Source organism: Staphylococcus sp. GDY8P198P (assembly GCF_017891615.1).
In the GTDB taxonomy this organism is placed as follows: Bacteria; Bacillota; Bacilli; order Staphylococcales; family Staphylococcaceae; genus Staphylococcus; species Staphylococcus cohnii.
Map to the genome: position 1 here is coordinate 21,554 of NZ_JAESJQ010000005.1, position 20,677 is coordinate 42,230.

The 20,677-nt window shown below is 34.5% G+C and carries 34 protein-coding genes; 1 reads left to right on the forward strand and 33 read right to left on the reverse strand.

What is annotated here, in order from left to right:
* Positions 1-237: 237 nt before the first annotated feature.
* Together KA824_RS04500 and KA824_RS04505 are read right to left on the reverse strand one after the other, a co-directional pair.
* Positions 238-1,245 carry a zinc-binding alcohol dehydrogenase family protein gene (locus tag KA824_RS04500; protein ID WP_107383894.1) on the reverse strand — a complete coding sequence of 336 codons (1,008 nt, stop codon included), beginning with the start codon at positions 1,243-1,245 and terminating at the stop codon, positions 238-240.
* Between the two features lie 17 nt (positions 1,246-1,262).
* A complete protein-coding gene (locus KA824_RS04505; protein WP_107383895.1) occupies positions 1,263-2,270 on the reverse strand; it encodes an NADP-dependent oxidoreductase in 1,008 nt (335 codons plus the stop codon).
* Positions 2,271-2,413: 143 nt separating this feature from the next.
* Here KA824_RS04505 and KA824_RS04510 point away from each other — a divergent pair, with 143 nt between their 5' ends.
* The gene (locus tag KA824_RS04510; protein WP_107383896.1) at positions 2,414-3,409 is read left to right on the forward strand and encodes an LLM class flavin-dependent oxidoreductase; all 996 of its coding nucleotides are present in this window, start codon (positions 2,414-2,416) and stop codon (positions 3,407-3,409) included.
* A 79-nt stretch (positions 3,410-3,488) separates the two neighbouring features.
* On the opposite strand, the gene KA824_RS04515 is transcribed toward KA824_RS04510, so the two are convergent.
* From KA824_RS04515 to rpsS, 31 genes are all read right to left on the reverse strand, one after another.
* Entirely contained in the window at positions 3,489-4,361 is an 873-nt protein-coding gene (locus KA824_RS04515; protein WP_107383897.1) for an alpha/beta hydrolase, read from the reverse strand.
* 247 nt (positions 4,362-4,608) lie between these two features.
* Entirely contained in the window at positions 4,609-5,001 is a 393-nt protein-coding gene (rpsI, locus tag KA824_RS04520) for a 30S ribosomal protein S9 (RefSeq protein ID WP_019468668.1), read from the reverse strand.
* Positions 5,002-5,020: 19 nt separating this feature from the next.
* Positions 5,021-5,458, reverse strand: a complete 438-nt coding sequence (gene rplM, locus KA824_RS04525) for a 50S ribosomal protein L13 (protein WP_107383898.1) — start codon at positions 5,456-5,458, stop codon at positions 5,021-5,023.
* Between the two features lie 202 nt (positions 5,459-5,660).
* Positions 5,661-6,467, reverse strand: a complete 807-nt coding sequence (gene truA, locus KA824_RS04530; RefSeq protein WP_107386077.1) for a tRNA pseudouridine(38-40) synthase TruA — start codon at positions 6,465-6,467, stop codon at positions 5,661-5,663.
* 3 nt (positions 6,468-6,470) lie between these two features.
* On the reverse strand, positions 6,471-7,277 hold the full coding sequence (locus KA824_RS04535) for an energy-coupling factor transporter transmembrane component T family protein (protein WP_107383900.1): 807 nt from the start codon (positions 7,275-7,277) through the stop codon (positions 6,471-6,473).
* Positions 7,267-8,130 (reverse strand): energy-coupling factor transporter ATPase, encoded by an 864-nt coding sequence (locus KA824_RS04540; protein ID WP_107383901.1) that lies wholly within the window; start codon positions 8,128-8,130, stop codon positions 7,267-7,269. Before KA824_RS04540 ends, KA824_RS04535 begins: the two co-directional genes overlap by 11 nt.
* Positions 8,127-8,939, reverse strand: a complete 813-nt coding sequence (locus tag KA824_RS04545; RefSeq protein ID WP_019468663.1) for an energy-coupling factor transporter ATPase — start codon at positions 8,937-8,939, stop codon at positions 8,127-8,129. The genes KA824_RS04540 and KA824_RS04545 overlap by 4 nt, the downstream gene beginning before the upstream one ends.
* 626 nt (positions 8,940-9,565) lie before the next feature.
* Positions 9,566-9,934: a 50S ribosomal protein L17 gene (gene rplQ, locus KA824_RS04550; protein ID WP_019468662.1), complete on the reverse strand. Its 369-nt coding sequence runs from the start codon at positions 9,932-9,934 to the stop codon at positions 9,566-9,568.
* Between the two features lie 18 nt (positions 9,935-9,952).
* Positions 9,953-10,897, reverse strand: a complete 945-nt coding sequence (locus tag KA824_RS04555) for a DNA-directed RNA polymerase subunit alpha (protein ID WP_019468661.1) — start codon at positions 10,895-10,897, stop codon at positions 9,953-9,955.
* A 76-nt stretch (positions 10,898-10,973) separates the two neighbouring features.
* Complete coding sequence (gene rpsK, locus KA824_RS04560) at positions 10,974-11,363, reverse strand: 30S ribosomal protein S11 (RefSeq protein WP_019468660.1); 390 nt, start codon at positions 11,361-11,363, stop codon at positions 10,974-10,976.
* Positions 11,364-11,386: 23 nt separating this feature from the next.
* Positions 11,387-11,752, reverse strand: coding sequence for a 30S ribosomal protein S13 (rpsM, locus tag KA824_RS04565; RefSeq protein ID WP_210133240.1), 366 nt, complete (start codon positions 11,750-11,752; stop codon positions 11,387-11,389).
* A 21-nt stretch (positions 11,753-11,773) separates the two neighbouring features.
* Complete coding sequence (gene rpmJ, locus KA824_RS04570) at positions 11,774-11,887, reverse strand: 50S ribosomal protein L36 (protein ID WP_002482634.1); 114 nt, start codon at positions 11,885-11,887, stop codon at positions 11,774-11,776.
* A gap of 31 nt (positions 11,888-11,918) precedes the next feature.
* Positions 11,919-12,137: a translation initiation factor IF-1 gene (gene infA, locus KA824_RS04575; RefSeq protein ID WP_001118443.1), complete on the reverse strand. Its 219-nt coding sequence runs from the start codon at positions 12,135-12,137 to the stop codon at positions 11,919-11,921.
* A 173-nt stretch (positions 12,138-12,310) separates the two neighbouring features.
* The gene (locus KA824_RS04580; RefSeq protein WP_019468658.1) at positions 12,311-12,961 is read right to left on the reverse strand and encodes an adenylate kinase; all 651 of its coding nucleotides are present in this window, start codon (positions 12,959-12,961) and stop codon (positions 12,311-12,313) included.
* Positions 12,962-12,978: 17 nt separating this feature from the next.
* Entirely contained in the window at positions 12,979-14,271 is a 1,293-nt protein-coding gene (gene secY, locus KA824_RS04585; RefSeq protein ID WP_107383903.1) for a preprotein translocase subunit SecY, read from the reverse strand.
* Positions 14,271-14,711: a 50S ribosomal protein L15 gene (rplO, locus tag KA824_RS04590; RefSeq protein WP_019468656.1), complete on the reverse strand. Its 441-nt coding sequence runs from the start codon at positions 14,709-14,711 to the stop codon at positions 14,271-14,273. The genes secY and rplO overlap by 1 nt, the downstream gene beginning before the upstream one ends.
* Before the next feature lie 16 nt (positions 14,712-14,727).
* A complete protein-coding gene (rpmD, locus tag KA824_RS04595; protein ID WP_002482630.1) occupies positions 14,728-14,907 on the reverse strand; it encodes a 50S ribosomal protein L30 in 180 nt (59 codons plus the stop codon).
* Between the two features lie 16 nt (positions 14,908-14,923).
* Positions 14,924-15,421, reverse strand: coding sequence for a 30S ribosomal protein S5 (gene rpsE / locus KA824_RS04600; RefSeq protein ID WP_181187386.1), 498 nt, complete (start codon positions 15,419-15,421; stop codon positions 14,924-14,926).
* Between the two features lie 20 nt (positions 15,422-15,441).
* Entirely contained in the window at positions 15,442-15,804 is a 363-nt protein-coding gene (gene rplR, locus KA824_RS04605) for a 50S ribosomal protein L18 (protein ID WP_107383904.1), read from the reverse strand.
* Positions 15,805-15,835: 31 nt separating this feature from the next.
* Positions 15,836-16,372, reverse strand: a complete 537-nt coding sequence (gene rplF / locus KA824_RS04610; RefSeq protein ID WP_019468653.1) for a 50S ribosomal protein L6 — start codon at positions 16,370-16,372, stop codon at positions 15,836-15,838.
* A 27-nt stretch (positions 16,373-16,399) separates the two neighbouring features.
* Positions 16,400-16,798, reverse strand: coding sequence for a 30S ribosomal protein S8 (rpsH, locus tag KA824_RS04615; protein ID WP_019468652.1), 399 nt, complete (start codon positions 16,796-16,798; stop codon positions 16,400-16,402).
* 31 nt (positions 16,799-16,829) lie between these two features.
* Positions 16,830-17,015: a type Z 30S ribosomal protein S14 gene (locus tag KA824_RS04620; protein ID WP_002482625.1), complete on the reverse strand. Its 186-nt coding sequence runs from the start codon at positions 17,013-17,015 to the stop codon at positions 16,830-16,832.
* A gap of 21 nt (positions 17,016-17,036) precedes the next feature.
* Positions 17,037-17,576: a 50S ribosomal protein L5 gene (gene rplE, locus KA824_RS04625; RefSeq protein WP_026034769.1), complete on the reverse strand. Its 540-nt coding sequence runs from the start codon at positions 17,574-17,576 to the stop codon at positions 17,037-17,039.
* A gap of 22 nt (positions 17,577-17,598) precedes the next feature.
* Entirely contained in the window at positions 17,599-17,919 is a 321-nt protein-coding gene (rplX, locus tag KA824_RS04630) for a 50S ribosomal protein L24 (RefSeq protein ID WP_107383905.1), read from the reverse strand.
* Positions 17,920-17,960: 41 nt separating this feature from the next.
* Positions 17,961-18,329, reverse strand: a complete 369-nt coding sequence (rplN, locus tag KA824_RS04635) for a 50S ribosomal protein L14 (RefSeq protein WP_019468649.1) — start codon at positions 18,327-18,329, stop codon at positions 17,961-17,963.
* 30 nt (positions 18,330-18,359) lie between these two features.
* Positions 18,360-18,623: a 30S ribosomal protein S17 gene (gene rpsQ, locus KA824_RS04640; RefSeq protein WP_019468648.1), complete on the reverse strand. Its 264-nt coding sequence runs from the start codon at positions 18,621-18,623 to the stop codon at positions 18,360-18,362.
* 26 nt (positions 18,624-18,649) lie between these two features.
* Entirely contained in the window at positions 18,650-18,859 is a 210-nt protein-coding gene (gene rpmC, locus KA824_RS04645; RefSeq protein ID WP_002482620.1) for a 50S ribosomal protein L29, read from the reverse strand.
* Positions 18,849-19,283 (reverse strand): 50S ribosomal protein L16, encoded by a 435-nt coding sequence (rplP, locus tag KA824_RS04650; protein ID WP_019468647.1) that lies wholly within the window; start codon positions 19,281-19,283, stop codon positions 18,849-18,851. Before rplP ends, rpmC begins: the two co-directional genes overlap by 11 nt.
* A 2-nt stretch (positions 19,284-19,285) precedes the next feature.
* Positions 19,286-19,939: a 30S ribosomal protein S3 gene (gene rpsC / locus KA824_RS04655; protein WP_019468646.1), complete on the reverse strand. Its 654-nt coding sequence runs from the start codon at positions 19,937-19,939 to the stop codon at positions 19,286-19,288.
* Positions 19,940-19,962: 23 nt separating this feature from the next.
* Positions 19,963-20,316, reverse strand: coding sequence for a 50S ribosomal protein L22 (gene rplV / locus KA824_RS04660; RefSeq protein ID WP_019468645.1), 354 nt, complete (start codon positions 20,314-20,316; stop codon positions 19,963-19,965).
* Between the two features lie 27 nt (positions 20,317-20,343).
* The gene (rpsS, locus tag KA824_RS04665; protein WP_019468644.1) at positions 20,344-20,622 is read right to left on the reverse strand and encodes a 30S ribosomal protein S19; all 279 of its coding nucleotides are present in this window, start codon (positions 20,620-20,622) and stop codon (positions 20,344-20,346) included.
* Positions 20,623-20,677 lie beyond the last annotated feature (55 nt).

Genomic DNA, 20,677 nt, shown 5'->3' on the forward strand with positions numbered 1-20,677 from the left:
ATTTTATATCTTAAATTGTGCGTATATTCAAAAGTAATAATTTTCGATATTGATATTGTGAGAAACCGTTACTTTGAAAAAATAAAGGAGCAAAATAACAATCAAATATACTGTTTTGATTGTCTTTGCTCCTTTGTAGCAGCTATTTTATTGAAAGCTGTTAAACTTTTATAGTATTGCTTAACAATAAGAATTTCTCAATAGCAGTGTTCATATTTATAACATCGTGCACTTTTACTAAATAGAAATAACTAATTTGCCAACCATGCTGTGGTTTTCCATTTTTTTATGCGCTTCATAAATATTATCTGCTGTTAATCCTTTTAACACTTCATTTGCTGTTGGTTTATAGTCGCCTGATTCTACTTTGTTAGTGATATCTTTTAAATAGGTACCATGAATAGACATATCTTCTGTTTTATTTAACGGTCTTGAATACATATATTCATGTGTAAAGGTTACACTTTTAGGCTTCAATAAATTTAAATCTTGCTTATTGTTGAAAGCAACAATTGTAGCAATCTTACCGCGTGGTTTTACTAATTCAATCATTTTTTCGTAATACAAGTCCGTATCAAAAGTACAAAATATATAATCTACTTCACTAATTTCATATTTTTTAAATTCATCTGTCAGATTATTTTTATGATTCAACACGATGTCTGCACCTAATGATTTTGACCAATTATACGTTTCATTGCGAGATGCAGTGGTGATGACGTGTAGCCCGTAATACTTTGCTATCTGTGTTGCGATACTGCCTACGCCACCTGCGCCATTAATTATTAATATGGACTTGCCTTTATTTTCTTCTGGATTATGAGAAATATTAAAAACATCAAAAAGCGTTTCTGAAGCTGTTAAACCAGTTAAAGGGAGACTTGCCGCTTCAACATCACTAATATTACTCGGCTTCAATGCTACCAATCGTTCATCAACAAGTTGATATGTCTGATTCGATCCTTGATACGAAGGTGAACCTGAATAATAAACTTCATCGCCAATCTTAAATTGTTTAACATCTTCGCCTATAGCTTCTACAACACCTACAGCATCATATCCTAAAATTCTTGGCGACTCATTTATAGACGATTGTCTAATTTTCGTATCTACTGGATTCACACTAATAGCAGTTAAACGCACTAATAATTCATATTGCTGAGGCTTTGGCTTCTCTATATCCATTTCATAAAATTGATTACCCTCATCTAATGTAAACGGTCTATCTGCAGCAATTGCTTTCATATGTGCATCTCCTTTACTTATAAATTGTCTGAAACTTGGACCACTTGTTTACCAAAATTATCTCCAGTAAATAAATTTCTAAATGCATTAGGCACGTTTTCAAATCCTTCTACGATCGAAGTTTTTGTTTTTATTTTATCTTCATTTACCCACTGAGCAAGCTGTTGACTCGCTTGTTTAAAGTCATCAGCAAAATTTGCAACAACAAATCCTTTCATAAGTGCTTGTGATTTTATCAAAATCGGCTGAATACGTGGTCCGTGCTCAATACTTTTATCATTATAGCCAGAAATTGCACCACATACTGGAATTCTAGCAAATTGATTTAAGTGTTTCATTACTTCATCTGCAATGTGTCCACCAACATTTTCAAAATAAACATCTACACCATCTGGAACTGCTTGAGCTAATTGTTCTGAGAAGTTATCAGCTTTATAATCTACACTAGCATCAAATCCTAATTGTTCAGTTAAATATTTCGTTTTGGTTGTTCCGCCTGCAATACCAACCACACGCGCACCTTTTAATTTAGCTATTTGACCTACTACTGAACCGACAGCCCCTGAAGCTGCAGATACAACAACAGTTTCTCCTTCTTTTGGTTGGCCGATTTTTAGCAGACCATGGTATGCCGTTTGACCAGTCATACCTAATACACTTAGATATAAATAAAGTGGAATGTCTCTCTGAGTAATTTTCGTAACTTTTTGAGCTGATACATTTGTATATTTTTGCCAAGGTAACATACCTAATACATAATCACCTTGCTCAAAAGTGTCAGCGTTGGATTGCACTACTTTTCCAACAATATGTCCTGCCAATGGTTCATCTAATTGAAATGGTTGTATATAAGATTTACTATCATCCATTCTGCCACGCATATATGGATCTACCGAAATATATATCGCTTCAACTTGAATCTCATCATTACCAGGCTCATCTATTTCAATAGTTTCGTATCTAAATACATCATCAGAAGGTATGCCTTCTGGGCGTTTTGCTAATACAATGCTTTCTGTTTTCATTATTTTGCCTCCATTTCATATTTTCTTCTATTCTATAGTGATGAAGTTATGCAATCAATCAAATCGCTTATTTGATATTTTGTCCTCGTGTTATGATAAATAAAATGGAGCACTTAAATGATTGTAATGAAGGAGAGTGTAATATGCGATTAAGTATACTAGACTATGTTCCAATATTTGAAGGCAGCGATACTACTCAAGCGATAAATCATTCTGTTGAATTAGCTCAATTTGCAGAATCGCTAGGTTTTTATCGATTTTGGGTTGCTGAACATCACAAAGTATTGTCAGTTGCTTCTAGTGCTCCTGAAATGATAATGATGACTTTGCTAGAAAATACAAATTCGATTCGCATAGGCAGTGGTGGTGTTATGCTTCCTCACTATAGTGCATATAAAGTAGCAGAAGTATTTAAAATACTAGAAGGACGTCATCCCGGCAGAGTGGATTTAGGCATTGGCCGTTCTATGAGTTTTAAAAATGTAAATCAAGCATTAAATGAAAACAAAACAACCAACGTTGATTTTAAAACACAAATTGTGGATTTAACAAACTATTTTAATGATGACATTCAAAGACAAAGATTTCTTGGATTATACGCTACACCTTTAATCAATACACAACCTGATATGCATTTATTGGGCACAAGCCAAAATAGCGCTGAACTCGCTGCACAACTTGGTTTACCCTTTGTCACTGCTTTAATGGGTAAGAATAAAGATAAGGTTAAACAATCCATCGATGATTATCGAAAACTATTTTCAAAACTTCATCCAAACCGAACACCTTATGTTATTATTTCAACTTTTGTAATCACTGCAAATGACATTCAAAAGATTAAAGAATTGGAACAAGCTTTTCATCTATGGTTATTGCGTATTAACTATTTAAAACAACCTAGTCACTATCCATCAATTACATTTGCTCAACAAAGACAACCATCTACTAGAGAACTTGAAAAAATGAGGCAAAATGAACCACGCTTTATCAGTGGTTTACCAAATGAAGTTTACACACAATTACAAGCAATCGCACATAACTACAATGCGGATGAAGTAATGATTCAACCACATGTTTATGGGGAGTCAAACCGCAAAAACGTGTTACAATTATTAGCAATTGAAAACAATCAATTTTAAGTTTTTTATAATGAGTAAATATAGTGACTTCATAACTGTTCAAAAGATAATTCTAATATAATAGAGTTATCTTTTTTATTTATAATTCCCAAAGAAATGCATTAATTTGATCTGTAACTTTTTCATTATCATGAAGCTCGCTATGTTCAGCTTTAGGTCCATAAATTTTGTATGTTTTATAAGTTTTAACATGATTTGATAATAAGTACCTTAACGATTCTGATGATACATTCGTTACTCTACCATCAGAATGCGTCCCGTCTTTTAAATCACCATAAATATTAAGAACTTCAGCGTTTTTAGGATAGTGTGCTTGCATGGATAATAAATCGCGGTATTCTTTTAACATCTTGTTGGGTTTGCCATTTTTGTCTAAATGTATATTTAAGTCTAAACCATTGATATCTACTTCTCCGTTAAAGTTTCCAGCTAAACTAACTTGCTTATTCAACTTAGGTAAAACACTATCATCACCATACTTTAACATATAATAACTAAAAGATTGATTTCCCATTGAATGTGCAACAAAATTAAATTTTTTAAAATGATATTTTGCATTAAAAGCTATCATAACATTTTTGATCCATTGTGCATTTTTTTCTAAATTTTTATTTTCATTATCTTCAAGTATAATTTTTATAATTGGACGCTTCATATTGTTAGATATATTTTTATTAAATGTCACCTTTCCATTTGATGAAACTTTAGCTTCAACAACGTCATTTGTAATATTATTTTGGACTGCCGAATTTACCATGTATTTTTCTGATTGAGTTGTTCCAGAATAACCATGTAAATAAAATGTCGGTACTGATGTTTCACTGGACATGTTTTTAATTAACGTTTTGTTAAACACTTGGTTCATGACCAAAAGAATAATGCTAGAAAAAATAATTAATATTAATACGATACTCAATTTTTTTAAGTGATGATTTAGTTTGTTGAATGTCATATGTATAACCTCTAATACTGTTTTATTTTATTATACTTCATACTATTTGAACTTACTAAAATAAAACAAATTCTTTCTATTTTTACGAGTACAAAAGTTGTATACATTTTTGATTATTTATAAAACAAAAAAACTTCCCATATTAATATGGGAAGTTTGAAACGTTTCTTCTGTTTGACATCAATTACCTAAGCAATTAATGTACCAAATCTGTGAGCGAAAAATATTCGCAACAACATTTGGGAAATTAACGTTTTGAGAATTGTGGTGAACGACGAGCTTTTTTAAGACCTGGTTTTTTACGTTCTTTCATACGTGGGTCACGTGTAAGTAATCCAGCGCGTTTTAATGAACCTCTATATTCAGGATCTGCTTCTAATAAAGCACGTGCAATACCATGACGGATAGCTTGTGCTTGTCCAGTGAAGCCACCACCGTGAACGTTAACTAATACATCATAGTTACCTTTAGTTTCTGTAACATCAAATGGTTGGTTTAAGTCTAAGATTAATGATTCGAATGGTAAGTAGCTACGTACATCAGTGTGGTTAACAGTAATGTTACCTTCGCCAGGTACTAAACGTACACGTGCTACTGAGTTTTTACGACGGCCTGTGCCTTTATATTCAACTTGTGCCAATGTAATTTCCTCCTTTTAATTAACCACGTAACTCGTAGTTTTCTGGTTGTTGTGCAGCGTGTGGATGTTCAGCGCCACCATATACAAATAATTTTTTGCCTTGTTTTTCACCTAGACGTGTGCTTGGTAACATACCTTTAATTGAGTTTTCAAGTAGACGTTCTGGGTTTGTAGCTTTTAACTCACCAGCAGAGATTGATTTGATTCCGCCTGGGTGGTTACTATGACGGTAATACATTTTGTCTTGTTCTTTATTACCAGTGAATTGAATTTTAGCAGCGTTGATGATAATTACATAATCACCTGAATCAACGTGTGGTGTATAAGTTACTTTATTTTTACCGCGTAGAATAGCAGCTACTTCTGATGATAAACGACCAAGTGTTTTACCTTCAGCATCAATAACATACCATTTGCGCTCAATGTTTGCTTCATTAGCCATAAATGTTTGACGCATATAATTGTCCTCCTAGAATAAATAAATGTTTCTTGTCTAATTAAAGTGATATTTAAACTTAAATTCATTTATTTTGTTAATTTATAATTTCTACGTGCTTCTATATCTTGTTACACAATAAGATTCCGGGGCTTATCGTGGGGTGATATAAAACAATACCGTTAGTTATCGTATAATTTTTATGGGGTTTTGTCAATGTAATTCAACTATTTTGTGTAGATTTTTTTTGATATATTTTTATATCTTCACCAAAGTCTCTTTTCAGTGCTTCGGGGGATAAATATATATGTTCCAAATACAATCCATCAGCTGGTGCAGTGAACGGAACTTTATTGCGATCTTTAGCAATTAATAATTGTGGAACTACCTCAGGTTGGAATTTCCCTTTGCCTACTCCAATTAAAAATGCTACTAACACACGCACCATATTATATAAAAATCCCGAACCAGTAACGACATAATCAAAACCATATTCTGTTTTTTCTATTTTACTTTCATATAACGTACGGACTTTACTTTCAACTTCTGTTTTTTGGGAACAAAATCCAGTAAAGTCATGTGTACCAATAAACAAATTGGCAGCTTGTGACATTTTTTCAAAGTTTAAACTTTCTGGTACGTGATTTTTTAAACCACATTCAAATGGATTTTTATTAGGTGATTGATAAACTTTATAGCGATAAGTTTTACCGACACAATCATAACGACAATGGAATGATTCATCTACAAATGAAACATCTTTCACATAAACATCATCAGGCAATGCCCGATTCATCGCATATCGCCATTGATCTGGTGAAATGTTAAGCTCTGTATCAAAATGAAAATATTGTTCTAATGCATGCACGCCACGATCAGTTCGACTACTAGGATGTATTCTAATATGTCGTTTGTGCATGCGTTTAAGTATTTTTTCAAATTGTTGTTGTACGGTTCTACCATTATTTTGAATTTGAAAACCTAAGAATTGACTACCCTGATATGAAATATTTACTAAAACACGAACCATTCTTTACACTCCCATATACTTTAACACAAATAATATTATTGCTATTGGTATAATTGAAATCAATAACAAACTATCAGACCATTGCCAGTCTAATTGACGATAACTTGTTCGCTGTTTGTTTGTTTCATAACCACGGACTTCCATTGCAATGGCTAAATCTTCTGCTCTTTGGAAAGCTGAGATAAATAAGGGTATCAATAAAGGAATAAATGCTTTAACTCTGTTAATTAACCCCCCAGAACTGATTTCAGAACCTCTTGATTTCTGTGCTAAGATAATCTTATCTAGCTCATTCATTAAAGTTGGAATAAAACGTAAAGCGATTGACATCATCATACTCAGTAAATGTACAGGAACTTTTATCAACTTTAATGGATATAATAATCGTTCAAACGCATCAGTAAGATCTAATGGACTTGTCGTTAAAGTCATGATCGTAGATACCATAATGATAAACATTAGCCTCAACACAATATAAATACCTTCTAAAACGCCCTGAGTATCAATTGAAATAAACCCTATCTCAAATATACGCATACCACCTTTAGTTAAAAACAAATGCATTAAAAAGGTGAAAATCAGAAAAATCCATATAGGTGTTAATCCCTTTATTAAAAACCAAGATTTTATGTGCGCTGCTTTCATCATGGTTACAATGATCAAGAATAACCATAAATAAGTGATAAATGAATGTGCAAAAAATATTAGTATGATAAATAAAAATACAAATATTAATTTGGCACGTGGATCACGACGATGTACAAAAGTGTCTAATGGAAGATAACGTCCTATAATAAACTTATCTCTCATGTTGTTGCCACTCCTTATACATCTCAGTGAATTCTGATTCGGTTAATGCCGTGCGCTCAAATTTAAATTGATGCTTTGCTTCAATATCTCTCTGTAATTTGACGATGTCTGGTACATCTAAATGCATATCTTTAACATAGTCGTCAGCATTAAACAATTTTCTTGGAGAACAGCTTTCCACTAACTTGCCATGTTTAATAATTTTCACTTCATCAACATATTTTGCAACATCATTCATTTCATGCGTAACTAATATGATTGTTTTATTTTGTTCAAGCTGAAGTTTCTTTAACATTTCCATGATTTGATTTCTACTTTTAGGGTCAAGTCCTGCAGTAGGTTCATCTAAAATAACAATATCTGGATCCATAGCTAATATAGAAGTAATTGCTATTTTTCTCATTTGACCTCCCGACATTTGGAAAGGTGATTGTTCAAGTATATCCCTATTAAAACCGAACTCTAATAATAATTGAAATGCTCGTGTTTTTACTTCTTCAAGTGGCATATTAAAATTTTTAGGTCCGAATAAAATTTCTCGTTCCACGGAGTCTTCAAAAAGTTGTGATTCTGGAAATTGGAATACTACCCCTACACGCTTACGCACTTGCTTTAAATATTTATCTCTAGTCTTGTGCGTAATCATGACCTCATTGACCTCTAAAGCGCCATGTGACGGTTTTAGCAATCCATTAATATGCTGTATTAATGTAGACTTACCAGAGCCTGTTTGACCAATCACTGCATAATACTTACCTTGTTCAAAAGTAGTTACAATCTCTTTCAATGCAAGATGTTCATAAGGTGTTCCTTTTTGATAAACATAGGACACTTGATTGAATTTAACAGTCATAATTTGCTTACCAACCCTTCATAAGAAATATAGTCAGTAACACCTAATAGTTGTTGGCTCATTCTCATTGCAAACGGTAAATCTAAACCTATTTGTGTTAATGCCTCTCCTTTATTAAAAATAACTTGAGGCAAACCTGATTGATATAGAAAGCCTTGGTTTAAAACAACTAAATGATCCGCATCTATAGCTTCAGATAAATCATGAGTGATGGATATAATTGTCACATCTTTTTCTTCCTTTAAACGATGTATGAGTGAAATTAATTCTGTTCTACCTTCTGGATCTAACATAGACGTCGCTTCATCTAATATGATGATATCTGTATTTAATGCTAAAACACCTGCGATAGCGACACGCTGTTTTTGGCCACCAGAAAGTGATTGCGGCTCATATGTAGCTCTGTCCAGCATATCTACATCCGCTAATGCTTTAGGCACAATTTCATGCATTTTCTCGTAAGTCATAGCATTATTTTCTAAACCAAATGCTACATCAAATTCCACAGTAGACCCAACAAATTGATTTTCTGGATTTTGAAATACAATTCCTATATGCTGTCTCAACTTATTTAAGTTATCGTCATTGATACTAACACCGTTTAAATATATTTGGCCCTCAAAAGGTTTTTGAATGCCTATCATCAGTTTTGCTATCGTTGATTTACCTGAACCATTATGACCTACTATAGAGGTCCATTTGCCTCTAGGAATGCTAAATGATACATCATTTAACGCAAGTGGTTCATCGCTATTATATTTAAAAGATACATGATCAAATTTAATTATTTCTTCTGCTTGCGTTATCATACCAGTTATCTCCTAAATCAAAAATATTAATCATATACTTAATCATTTTACATGAAAAACGATAAATAAGCACTTCATCTTCATTAATTTCTCTTTTAAATTTTATTTATTGAGACACGCATAAAGATAATTTTGAGCATAAAATACACTTCTCATTAATATAAATAGTTAACAATTATTGTTTCTTAGCAATTTATCTACTTTTAAATTTATGAACAAAATATTGCCTAGTTAGAACTTCTTATGCATTGGCTCTATGAATGTATTCCTTTACCTTACCCAAATTAAGGCTCAGCGGTTCGCTATTGCTTCGCAATTGCATAAGTCCCCCTAAATTCTTCGAATTAAGGCTCAGCAGTTCGCTATTGCTTCGCAATTGCATAAGTCCCCCTAAATTCTTTGAATTAAGGCTCAGCAGTTCGCTATTGCTTCGCAATTGCATAAGTCCCCCTAAATTCTTCGAATTAAGGGGGACTAACAAAAAAAGCGCGCACCCCATCATATTTGAGTTCACGCTTTAAAATTTATTAAGTTTGATGGGGTACTCTGAGCTAGACAATATTTGTATGTGGCAAACATTATCGTTGCACTCATTTGCTTTATACATAGTAGTATGTGTATTTAAATTAAACTAATTCTATAATTACTGATTCAGCACCGTCACCGCGACGAGGGCCTACTTTAAGGATACGTGTGTAACCACCTTGACGTTCTGTATAACGTTCAGCAATTTCACCAAATAATTTTTGAAGTGCAGTTTGTGTAGTTTCATCTTCATTTAAGACTTCAACATTACGTAAAGTTTTAGCAGCTTGACGACGAGATGCTAAATCTCCTTTTTTACCTAAAGTGATTAATTTTTCAACAACACTACGTAATTCTTTTGCACGTGCTTCTGTCGTTTCAACACGTTCACTAACAATAAGTGAAGTAGCTAAGTCACGTAACATCGCTTTACGTTGATCAGAAGTACGACCTAATTTTCTGTAACCCATGAGTTAACCTCCTTTTTATTAATCTTCTTTTCTAAGACCTAAGCCTAGATCTTCAAGTTTATATTTAACTTCTTCTAATGATTTGCGTCCTAAATTGCGCACTTTCATCATATCTGCTTCAGATTTATCAGCTAATTCTTGAACAGAATTAATACCTGCGCGTTTCAAACAGTTATATGAACGGACAGATAAGTCTAATTCTTCTATAGACATTTCAAGTACTTTTTCTTTTTGATCTTCTTCTTTTTCAATCATGATTTCAGCATTTTGTGCTTCATCAGTTAATCCAACGAAGATGTTCAAATGTTCAGTTAGGATTTTTGCCGCTAGAGAAACAGACTCTTGTGGCGTAATTGAACCATTAGTCCAAACATCCAAAGTTAATTTATCAAAATCACTACTTTGACCTACACGTGTGTTTTCTACAGTATAGTTAACACGTTCTACTGGTGAATATAGTGAATCCACTGGAATTACACCAATTGGTAAATCACTAGTGTTATTTTGTTCTGCTAATGCGTAACCTCTACCCTTATTAGCAACAAGACGGATTTTTAAATGTCCACCTTTAGATACTGTTGCGATTTTAATCTCAGGATTTAAAATCTCTACATCACTATCATGCGTGATGTCGCTTGCAGTAACTTCGCCTTCATCTTTTACATCAATCTCTAATGTTTTATCTTCTTCAGAATAAATTTTCAATGCTAGCTTTTTGATGTTCATAATAATTGTTGAAACATCTTCTACAACATTATCTATTGCTGAGAATTCATGTAATACACCTTCGATTTCGATGTACTTAACGGCTGCACCTGGTAATGAAGATAGTAGGATACGACGTAAGGAGTTTCCTAGTGTAGTACCGTAGCCACGTTCTAGTGGTTCAACAACGAACTTACCGAATTTAGCATCTTCACTAATTTCAATTGTTTCAATTCTAGGTTTTTCGATTTCAATCATTTACAAATATCCTCCTTGATTACGTCGACTTGAATTGTACTGTGTTTCTCAGTGACTTGCGACAATAACGATAATATTATACGCGACGACGTTTTGGTGGACGACAACCATTATGTGGTACTGGAGTAACGTCACGGATTGCAGTTACATCTAATCCAGCTGATTGTAATGCACGGATCGCTGATTCACGACCTGGGCCAGGACCTTTAACAGTAACTTCAACAGTTTTTAAACCATGTTCCATAGCTGCTTTAGCTGCAGTTTCTGATGCCATTTGTGCTGCAAATGGTGTTGATTTTTTTGATCCTTTAAATCCAAGTGCACCTGCTGATGACCATGATAAAGCATTACCAAATTCATCAGTAATAGTTACGATTGTATTATTGAATGTTGAGCGGATGTGTGCCACACCATTCTCAATATTCTTTTTCACTCTACGTTTACGAGATACTTGTTTACGTGCCATTTAAAATTTGCCTCCTTTACCTATTATTTTTTCTTGTTAGCTACAGTTTTAACTGGGCCTTTACGAGTACGAGCATTGTTTTTTGTCTTTTGTCCGCGTACTGGTAAACCACGACGGTGACGGATACCACGGTATGATGAGATTTCCATTAAACGTTTAATGTTTAAGTTTTGCTCACGACGTAAGTCACCTTCTACTTTATAATTGTCTACTACTTCACGGATACGACCTAATTCGTCATCAGTTAAGTCTTTAACGCGAGTATCTGTAGATACATTAACTTCTTCAACAATTTTTTGAGCTGTAGTAGTACCGATACCATATACATAAGTTAAAGAAATAACAATACGTTTTTCACGTGGAATATCTACTCCTGCAATACGTGCCATAATTATTTACACCTCTCTTTATTAACCTTGTCTTTGTTTGTGTTTTGGATTGCTACAAATTACCATTACTTTACCTTTACGTTTAATGACTTTACATTTTTCGCAAATTGGTTTTACTGATGGTCTTACTTTCATTTTAATACCTCCCTATATTATGGAGTGACGATTATTTATAACGATACGTAATTCTTCCGCGTGTTAAATCATACGGAGACATTTCTACAGTTACTTTGTCGCCAGGTAGAATTCGAATATAATTCATTCTGATTTTACCACTTACGTGAGCTAAAATCTCATGACCATTTTCTAATTCTACTTTAAACATTGCATTTGGTAAAGTATCTAATACTGTACCTTCTAATTCAATAACATCTTGCTTAGCCATTTATTAACTTCCCCCTTTTTACAATAGTTGGTTATCGTCTAAGATCAACTATAACCATACGAGTCTATAAGTGTTGTTAATAAGTTCAACAAAATTAAAATGAATTACTATATCGCATTGTCACTCTTTTTCGTTTATACTCTTGGCATTACATAGACCGTACAAAGTTGATACTATTTTAGGTTCTCAAGAATATCGATTACGTTTGAAGTAACCTCATTAATATCTTTTGAACCATCAATGTTTTTCAATACATTTTCATTATCATAGTATTCTAGGATTGGCTTAGATTGTTTTACATTGACATTTAAACGATTTGCAACTGTTTCTGGGTTGTCATCTTCACGTTGGTATAATTTACCACCGTCAATATCACAAATGCCATCAACTTTTGGAGGATTGAATACAAGATGATAAGTGTGCCCGCATTTTTCGCAAATTCTACGACCAGTAAGGCGGTTCATTAATTCTTCTTCAGGTACCTCTATATTGATAACAGCATCAATTTTTCTATCTAGTTCTTGCATGATTTCACTTAATGCTTTTGCTTGTTCAATAGTACGAGGAAAGCCGTCAAGTAAGAATCCTTTTTTTGCATCGTCTTCAGAAATTCTTTCTTTAACAATGCCCACAGTAACTTCATCAGGGACTAATTCTCCACGATCCATGTACGATTTAGCTTCTTTTCCTAAATCAGTTTCATCTTTAATCGCTTTTCTGAACATGTCTCCAGTAGATATGTGTGGAATTGGGAATTTCTTAACAATTTCACTCGCTTGAGTTCCTTTACCTGCGCCAGGTAAACCCATTAAAATGATATTCATAAGTGCCCTCCTACAATTTATCTACCACCAAAGCCTCTATAATCTTTTTGACTCACTTGAGCTTCAAGACTCTTCATTGTTTCAATCGCAACACCAATTACGATAAGTAGACTTGTACCACCGACTTGTATCGATTGTGGTAAGTCCATCACCTTAGTAGCAATGATTGGTAGTATAGCAACGACAGCTAAGAATATTGATCCTACAAAGGTCAATCTGTAGAGAACTTTAGTAATATATTTTTTTGTTTGTTCGCCAGGTCTAATACCCGGAACATAACTGCCTTGTTTTTTAAGGTTATCAGACATCTTTTCAGGATTGACTTGTACAAATGCATAGAAATATGTGAATGCAATAATAAGAATCACATAAACAATCATCCCTATATTATTTGATGGATTTGCAACGTCAGATATTTTTTGCGCCCAACTTGCATCAGGGAAGAACAAAGTTAATGTTCTTGGTAATAAGAAGAACGCCATTGCAAAGATGACTGGGATAACCCCTGCAGAGTTAACTTTCAAAGGTAAATATGTTGCTTGTGAACCTAATCGTTGTGCAGACTGTTTTTTCGCATATTGAATTGGTATTTTTCTAATAGCTTGTAGTACGAATATTGCACCAACCGTTAGCAATACCATTCCAACAATTAATCCAATAACTTTTAACCATGCTAAAGTTGTATCATCTTGTCCTACAAAGGACTGTTGGTAAAACTGGATTAATGATGAAGGTAATGAAGATAAAATACCTCCAAAGATAATGATGGAAATACCATTACCAACACCGAATTGAGTGATTTGTTCACCTATCCAAATTAAAAACGCTGTACCAGCTGTTAACACAACAGCTATTGTTAGGTAGCTTATTACGGACTGATCCATAATAAGTTGACCTTTCAAATAATTATTAAATTGGAACGCCATTCCTATTGATTGGATAAAAGCAAGTACAATCGCAAAATAACGGGTTACGTTATTAAGTTTTTTTCTACCTGCATCACCTTGTTTTGCCCACTCTGAAAACTTTGGAACAATATCCATTTGTAATAACTGCATCACAATTGATGCAGTAATATATGGCATTATACCCATGGCAAAGATAGAAAAGTTCTGCAAGGCTCCGCCACCAAACGTGTTAAGTAAGTCAGTGACACCTTGAGAACCTTGTTGACTGTCAAAAGCAGCTGGATTTACGCCAGGTGCTGGAATATAAGTACCTATTTTAAAAATAACTAACATTGCGAGCGTAAAAAAGATCTTGTTACGAACTTCTTTTGTAGTAAAGAAGCTCACAAGCGTTTGAAACATTAGATCACCTCGTGTGCTCCGCCTTTAGCATCAATAGCTTCTGCTGCAGAAGCAGAGAATTTGTTAGCTTTCACTGTTAACTTCTTGTCAAGTGAACCACTACCTAGTACTTTAATACCAGATTTTTCACTTTTAACTACACCAGATTCTACTAATAAAGCAGGAGTTACTTCAGTACCATCCTCAAATTTATTAAGTTGGTCTAAGTTAACAATAGCATATTCTTTGCGGTTAATGTTAGTAAAACCTCGTTTTGGTAAACGGCGGAATAAAGGTAATTGTCCACCTTCAAATCCTGGTCTAATACTACCACCTGAACGCGCTTTTTGTCCTTTTTGTCCACGGCCACTAGTTTTACCGTTACCAGTAGCTGCACCACGACCTACGCGGTTACGAACTTTACGAGAACCTTCTGCTGGTTTTAACTCATGTAATTTCATTTCGGCACCTCCTTAATTATTTTTCTTCTACTGTCACTAAGTGACTTACTTTGTTGATTTGCCCACGAATAGCAGGGTTATCTTCAACAACTACTGAAGAGTTTGTTTTTTTCAAACCTAAAGCTTCAACAGTTTTACGTTGTGTTTCTGGACGACCTATAACACTACGAGTGAGGGTAATTTGTAATTTAGCCATAACTTATTTTCCCTCCTTAATTATATAATTCTTCTACTGACTTGCCACGTAATTTCGCAACTTGTTCAGCATTTTTAAGGTTTTGTAATCCATTAATTGTTGCACGCACCATATTGATTGGTGTGTTTGAACCTAAAGATTTACTTAAGATATCAGTGATACCTGCTAGTTCTAATACTGCACGAACAGGACCACCCGCAATAACACCAGTACCAGGAGCTGCTGGTTTCATTAATACACTACCTGAACTGAATTGTCCAGTGATCATGTGAGGAGTTGTACCTTCGACACGTGGAACTTCAACTAAGTTTTTCTTAGCTGCTTCAACTGCTTTTTTGATTGCTTCAGGTACCTCTTGTGCTTTACCAGTACCGAATCCAACGCGACCGTTTTTATCTCCAACTACTACTAAAGCGCTGAAACGGAAACTACGACCACCTTTTACAACTTTTGCAACACGATTAATTGTAACAACGCGTTCTTCAAATTCTTTCGCTTCTTCTCTAAGAGCCATGTAAATGTCCCTCCTTTAAATTAAAATTGTAAACCATTTTCACGAGCTGCATCTGCTAATGCTTTAACACGTCCGTGATATAAATATCCTCCGCGGTCAAATACAATTGTTTTTACGCCTTTTTCATTCGCTCTTTTAGCAATTGTTTCGCCGACTTTAGCTGATAAATCAACTTTAGATCCAGTTTCATTAGCTAGATCTTTTTCTTGTGTTGAAGCTTGTGCTAATGTTTTACCATTAACATCATCGATAACTTGTGCATAAATGTGTTTGTTTGAACGATAAACATTTAAACGTGGTTTTTCAGCAGTGCCAGATAATTTGTTACGGACACGAGCATGTCTTTTCAAACGCACTTTGTTTTTATCAATTTTGCTGATCATTTTATTACTCCTTTCTTCTGAAAGTTATTTATTATTTACCAGTTTTACCTTCTTTACGGCGAACGTATTCACCTTGGTAACGAATTCCTTTACCTTTATAAGGTTCTGGAGGTCTTACTGAACGAATGTTTGAAGCAATAGCTCCAACTTGTTCTTTTGAAATACCTTCTACAGTTACTGTAGTGTTTTTATCAACACCGAAAGTGATACCATCTTCAGCTTTAAATTCAACTGGGTGTGAGTATCCAACGTTTAATACTAGATCATTACCTTGCATTTGAGCACGGTAACCTACACCTACAAGTTCAAGTGTTTTTTTGTAGCCATCTTTAACACCTAGAATCATATTATTAATCAAAGCACGAGTTGTACCATGAACTGTTCTGTCATTTTGAGAATCAGTTGGTCTTACAACTTCTAATGTGTTTTCATCTTGCTTATATGTCATTCTTTCATTCATTGTTTGTGATAATTCACCTTTTGGACCTTTAACAGAAACTGTATTTCCTTCGATAGTTACTGTAACGTCACTAGGGATGTCAATAATTTTTTTACCAACACGACTCATGTTATCGCACCTCCTTGTTATTAATTATTACCAAACGTAACCTAAGATTTCTCCACCAATATTACGTTTTCTTGCTTCTTTATCAGTGATTACACCTTCAGAAGTAGAAACTAATGCAATACCTAAACCATTTAACACTTTAGGCACTTCGTTTGCTTTAGCATAAACACGTAAACCTGGTTTTGAGATACGTTTTAATCCAGTGATAACACGTTCATTGTTTTGACCATATTTAAGGAATAAACGAATAACCCCTTGTTTATCGTCTTCAACGTATTCTACGTTTTTAATGAAACCTTCACTTTTTAATATTTCAGCAATTTCTTTTTTGATATTTGATGCAGGCAATTCTAACTTATCATGGCGCACCATGTTTGCGTTTCTTACACGAGTTAGCATATCTGCAATTGGATCGTTGATTGTCATTGAATGTTGCCTCCTTTCAGACTTTTTTCTATTACCAGCTAGCTTTACGAACGCCAGGGATTTGGCCTTTATAAGCTAATTCACGGAAACAAATACGGCATAATTTAAATTTACGATATACAGAATGTGGACGACCACAGCGTTCACAACGCGTATATTCACGTACTTGGAACTTTTGTTTTTTTTGTTGCTTAGCAACCATTGAAGTTTTAGCCACTTAATTAGCCTCCTTTAGAGATTATTTTTGAAATGGCATACCGAATTGTGTTAACAATTCACGAGCTTCCTCGTCAGTGTTAGCAGTTGTTACGATAACGATATCCATTCCTCGTATTTTACTTACTCGGTCATAGTCGATTTCAGGGAAAATTAATTGTTCTTTAACACCTAAAGTGTAGTTACCTCTACCGTCAAATGCTGATTTTGATACACCACGGAAGTCACGAACACGTGGAAGTGATACCGCAATTAATTTATCTAAAAAGTCATACATTCTTTCACCACGTAAAGTTACTTTAGCGCCGATTGGCATACCTTCACGTAAACGGAATGTAGCGACAGATTTTTTCGCTTTAGTTACTAATGGTTTTTGACCAGTGATAGCTTGTAATTCTTCTACAGCATCATCTAATACTTTAGAGTTTTGTACAGCATCACCAACACCCATGTTCACTACAATTTTTTCTATTTTTGGTACTTCCATTACTGAACTATAGTTGAATTTTTTGACTAAGTCCGTTGTAACTTCAGAATTAAATTTTTCTTTTAAACGATTCACAGTGGATCCTCCTTTCAATTAGTTATTCATTATTAGATTTGATTTCTTCGCCAGATTTTTTAGCGATTCTAACTTTTTTACCGTCTTCGAATTTGAAACCTACGCGAGTTGGTTCATTCGTTTTAGGGTCTAATAATTGTACATTAGAAACATGGATTGCTGCCTCTGTTTCTAAGATTCCACCTTCAGGATTAAATTGAGTTGGTTTTTGGTGTTTTTTAATAGTGTTAACACCTTCCACAACGACACGGTCTTTTTTAGGTTCTGTAGCTACTACTTTACCTTCTTTACCTTTGTCTTTACCTGCGATAACTTTTACGTTGTCACCTTTTTTGATATGCATGTGTGGCACCTCCTTAAATTTATATATTTATAAATAATTTATTAAAGTACTTCTGGAGCTAATGATACAATTTTCATGAAATTACCTTCACGTAATTCACGTGCAACTGGTCCAAAAATACGAGTACCACGTGGGCCTTTGTCGTCACGAATGATGACACATGCATTTTCATCAAATTTGATATATGAACCGTCATTACGACGTACACCTGATTTAGTACGTACAACAACAGCTTTAACTACTTCACCTTTTTTGACAACGCCGCCTGGTGTAGCATGTTTAACAGTAACGACGATAACGTCACCAATGTTCGCTGTTTTACGACCAGATCCACCTAATACTTTGACTGTAAGTACTTCACGTGCACCAGAGTTATCTGCTACTTTTAATCGTGTTTCTTGTTGGATCATGAGTTAAACCTCCTTTATCTTTACTGTTTATTAAATAATTACTGATTCTTCAACAATATCTACTAAACGGAAACGCTTAGTTGCTGATAAAGGACGTGTTTCTTGAATCTTAACGATGTCCCCTAATTTAGCTGAGTTGTTTTCATCATGTGTTTTGTATTTTTTAGAGTATTTTACTCGTTTGCCATATAGTTTGTGTGTTTTGTATGTTTCAACAAGTACAGTTACTGTTTTATCCATTTTATCGGAAACGACTCTACCTACATAAACTTTACGATCATTTCTTTCGCTCACTTTAGTAACCTCCTCTTTCAATTTGATTATTGATTAGCCTTACCTTGTTCAATTTCTCTTTCACGAGCAACAGTTTTTAGACGTGCAATCGTTTTTCTTACTGTACGAATACGTGCAGTTTCCTCTAATTGACCTGTAGCTAACTGAAAGCGTAGGTTAAAAAGCTCCTCTTTTGAAGATTTGATTTGTTCTTCGATTTCAGAAGTGGTTAAGTCTCTAATTTCCTTAGCTTTCATTTGTTTCACCACCCAATTCTTCACGTTTTACAAACTTAGTTTTAACTGGAAGTTTGTGACTAGCTAAACGTAATGCTTCACGCGCAACTTCTTCGTTTACGCCTGCAACTTCAAATAAAATTCTACCTGGTTTTGCAACTGCAATCCAGCCTTCAACGGCACCTTTACCAGCACCCATACGAACTTCTAAAGGTTTTTTAGTGTAAGGTGTATGTGGGAAGATTTTGATCCAAACTTTCCCGCCACGTTTCATATAACGAGTCATTGCAATACGAGCTGATTCGATTTGACGAGATGTGATCCAAGACGTTGTAGTTGCTTGTAAACCATACTCACCAAATGTTACATAGTTACCGCCTTTAGAACGACCAGTTGTTTTAGGACGATGTTGACGACGATATTTAACACGTTTTGGTAGTAACATTATTATTTTCCTCCTTCACTAGTGTTCTTAGTAGGAAGAACTTCTCCACGATAAATCCACACTTTGACACCTAACTTACCATAAGTTGTGTCTGCTTCTGCGTGTGCATAGCCTATGTCAGCACGTAGTGTATGAAGTGGAACAGTTCCTTCTGAATATTGTTCTGCACGAGCGATATCAGCACCAGCTAAACGACCAGATACTTGTGTTTTGATACCTTTAGCGCCTTGTTTCATCGCTCTTGTAATAGCTTGTTTTTGTACACGACGGAATGATGCACGGTTTTCTAATTGACGCGCAATATTTTCTGCTACCAATTTAGCATCTAAATCAACTTTTTTGATTTCAATTACGTTGATGTGTACTTTTTTATTTGTTAATGAATTTAATTTGTTACGAAGTTTTTCGATTTCTGAACCGCCTTTACCGATTACCATACCTGGTTTACCAGTGTGAATAGCGATGTTGATACGATTAGCTGCACGTTCAATTTCTACATGAGAAACTGATGCTTCACTTAATGCGTTATCAATAAACTTACGGATTTTTAAATCTTCGTGTAATAATGATGCGAAGTCTTTTTCTGCATACCATTTAGCTTCCCAATCACGGATTACACCGACACGAAGTCCAATTGGATTAATTTTTTGACCCACAGTGTTCCCTCCTTAAGATTTTATTAAGCTTCTTTAGCTTCTTCTTTACCGTCACTTACGACGATTGTAATGTGGCTTGTACGTTTGTTGATCGCACTTGCACTACCTTGTGCACGTGGACGGAAACGTTTTAAAGTTGGTCCTTCATTAGCATAAGCTTCTTTAACTATTAATTCATCTGTGTTCATATCATAGTTATGTTCTGCATTAGCTAAAGCGGACATTAATAATTTTTCAATTACTGGTGATGAAGCCTTGTTTGTTAATTTTAAAATCGCTATCGCTTCACCAGCGCTTTTGCCTCTAATTAGATCTAATACTAATCTAACTTTACGAGGTGCGATTCTTATTGTTTTAGCAACCGCTTTTGCTTCCATTCCAATTCCTCCTCTACCTGTTAGATATTATCTTCTTGTTTTTTTATCGTCTGCAACGTGACCTTTAAATGTACGTGTTGGTGCAAACTCTCCAAGTTTATGACCAACCATATCTTCTGTTACAAATACAGGCACATGTTTACGTCCATCATATACAGCGAATGTATGTCCGATGAAATCAGGGAAAATAGTTGAACGACGTGACCAAGTTTTGATTACTTGTTTTTTCTCGCTTCCGCTTTGAGCTTCTACCTTTTTCATTAGGTGATCGTCAACGAAAGGTCCTTTTTTAATACTACGAGCCATAGTGGCGCCTCCCTTCTTATTATGTGCGTGCAGCGTTTAAGCCGCACACCCAAAT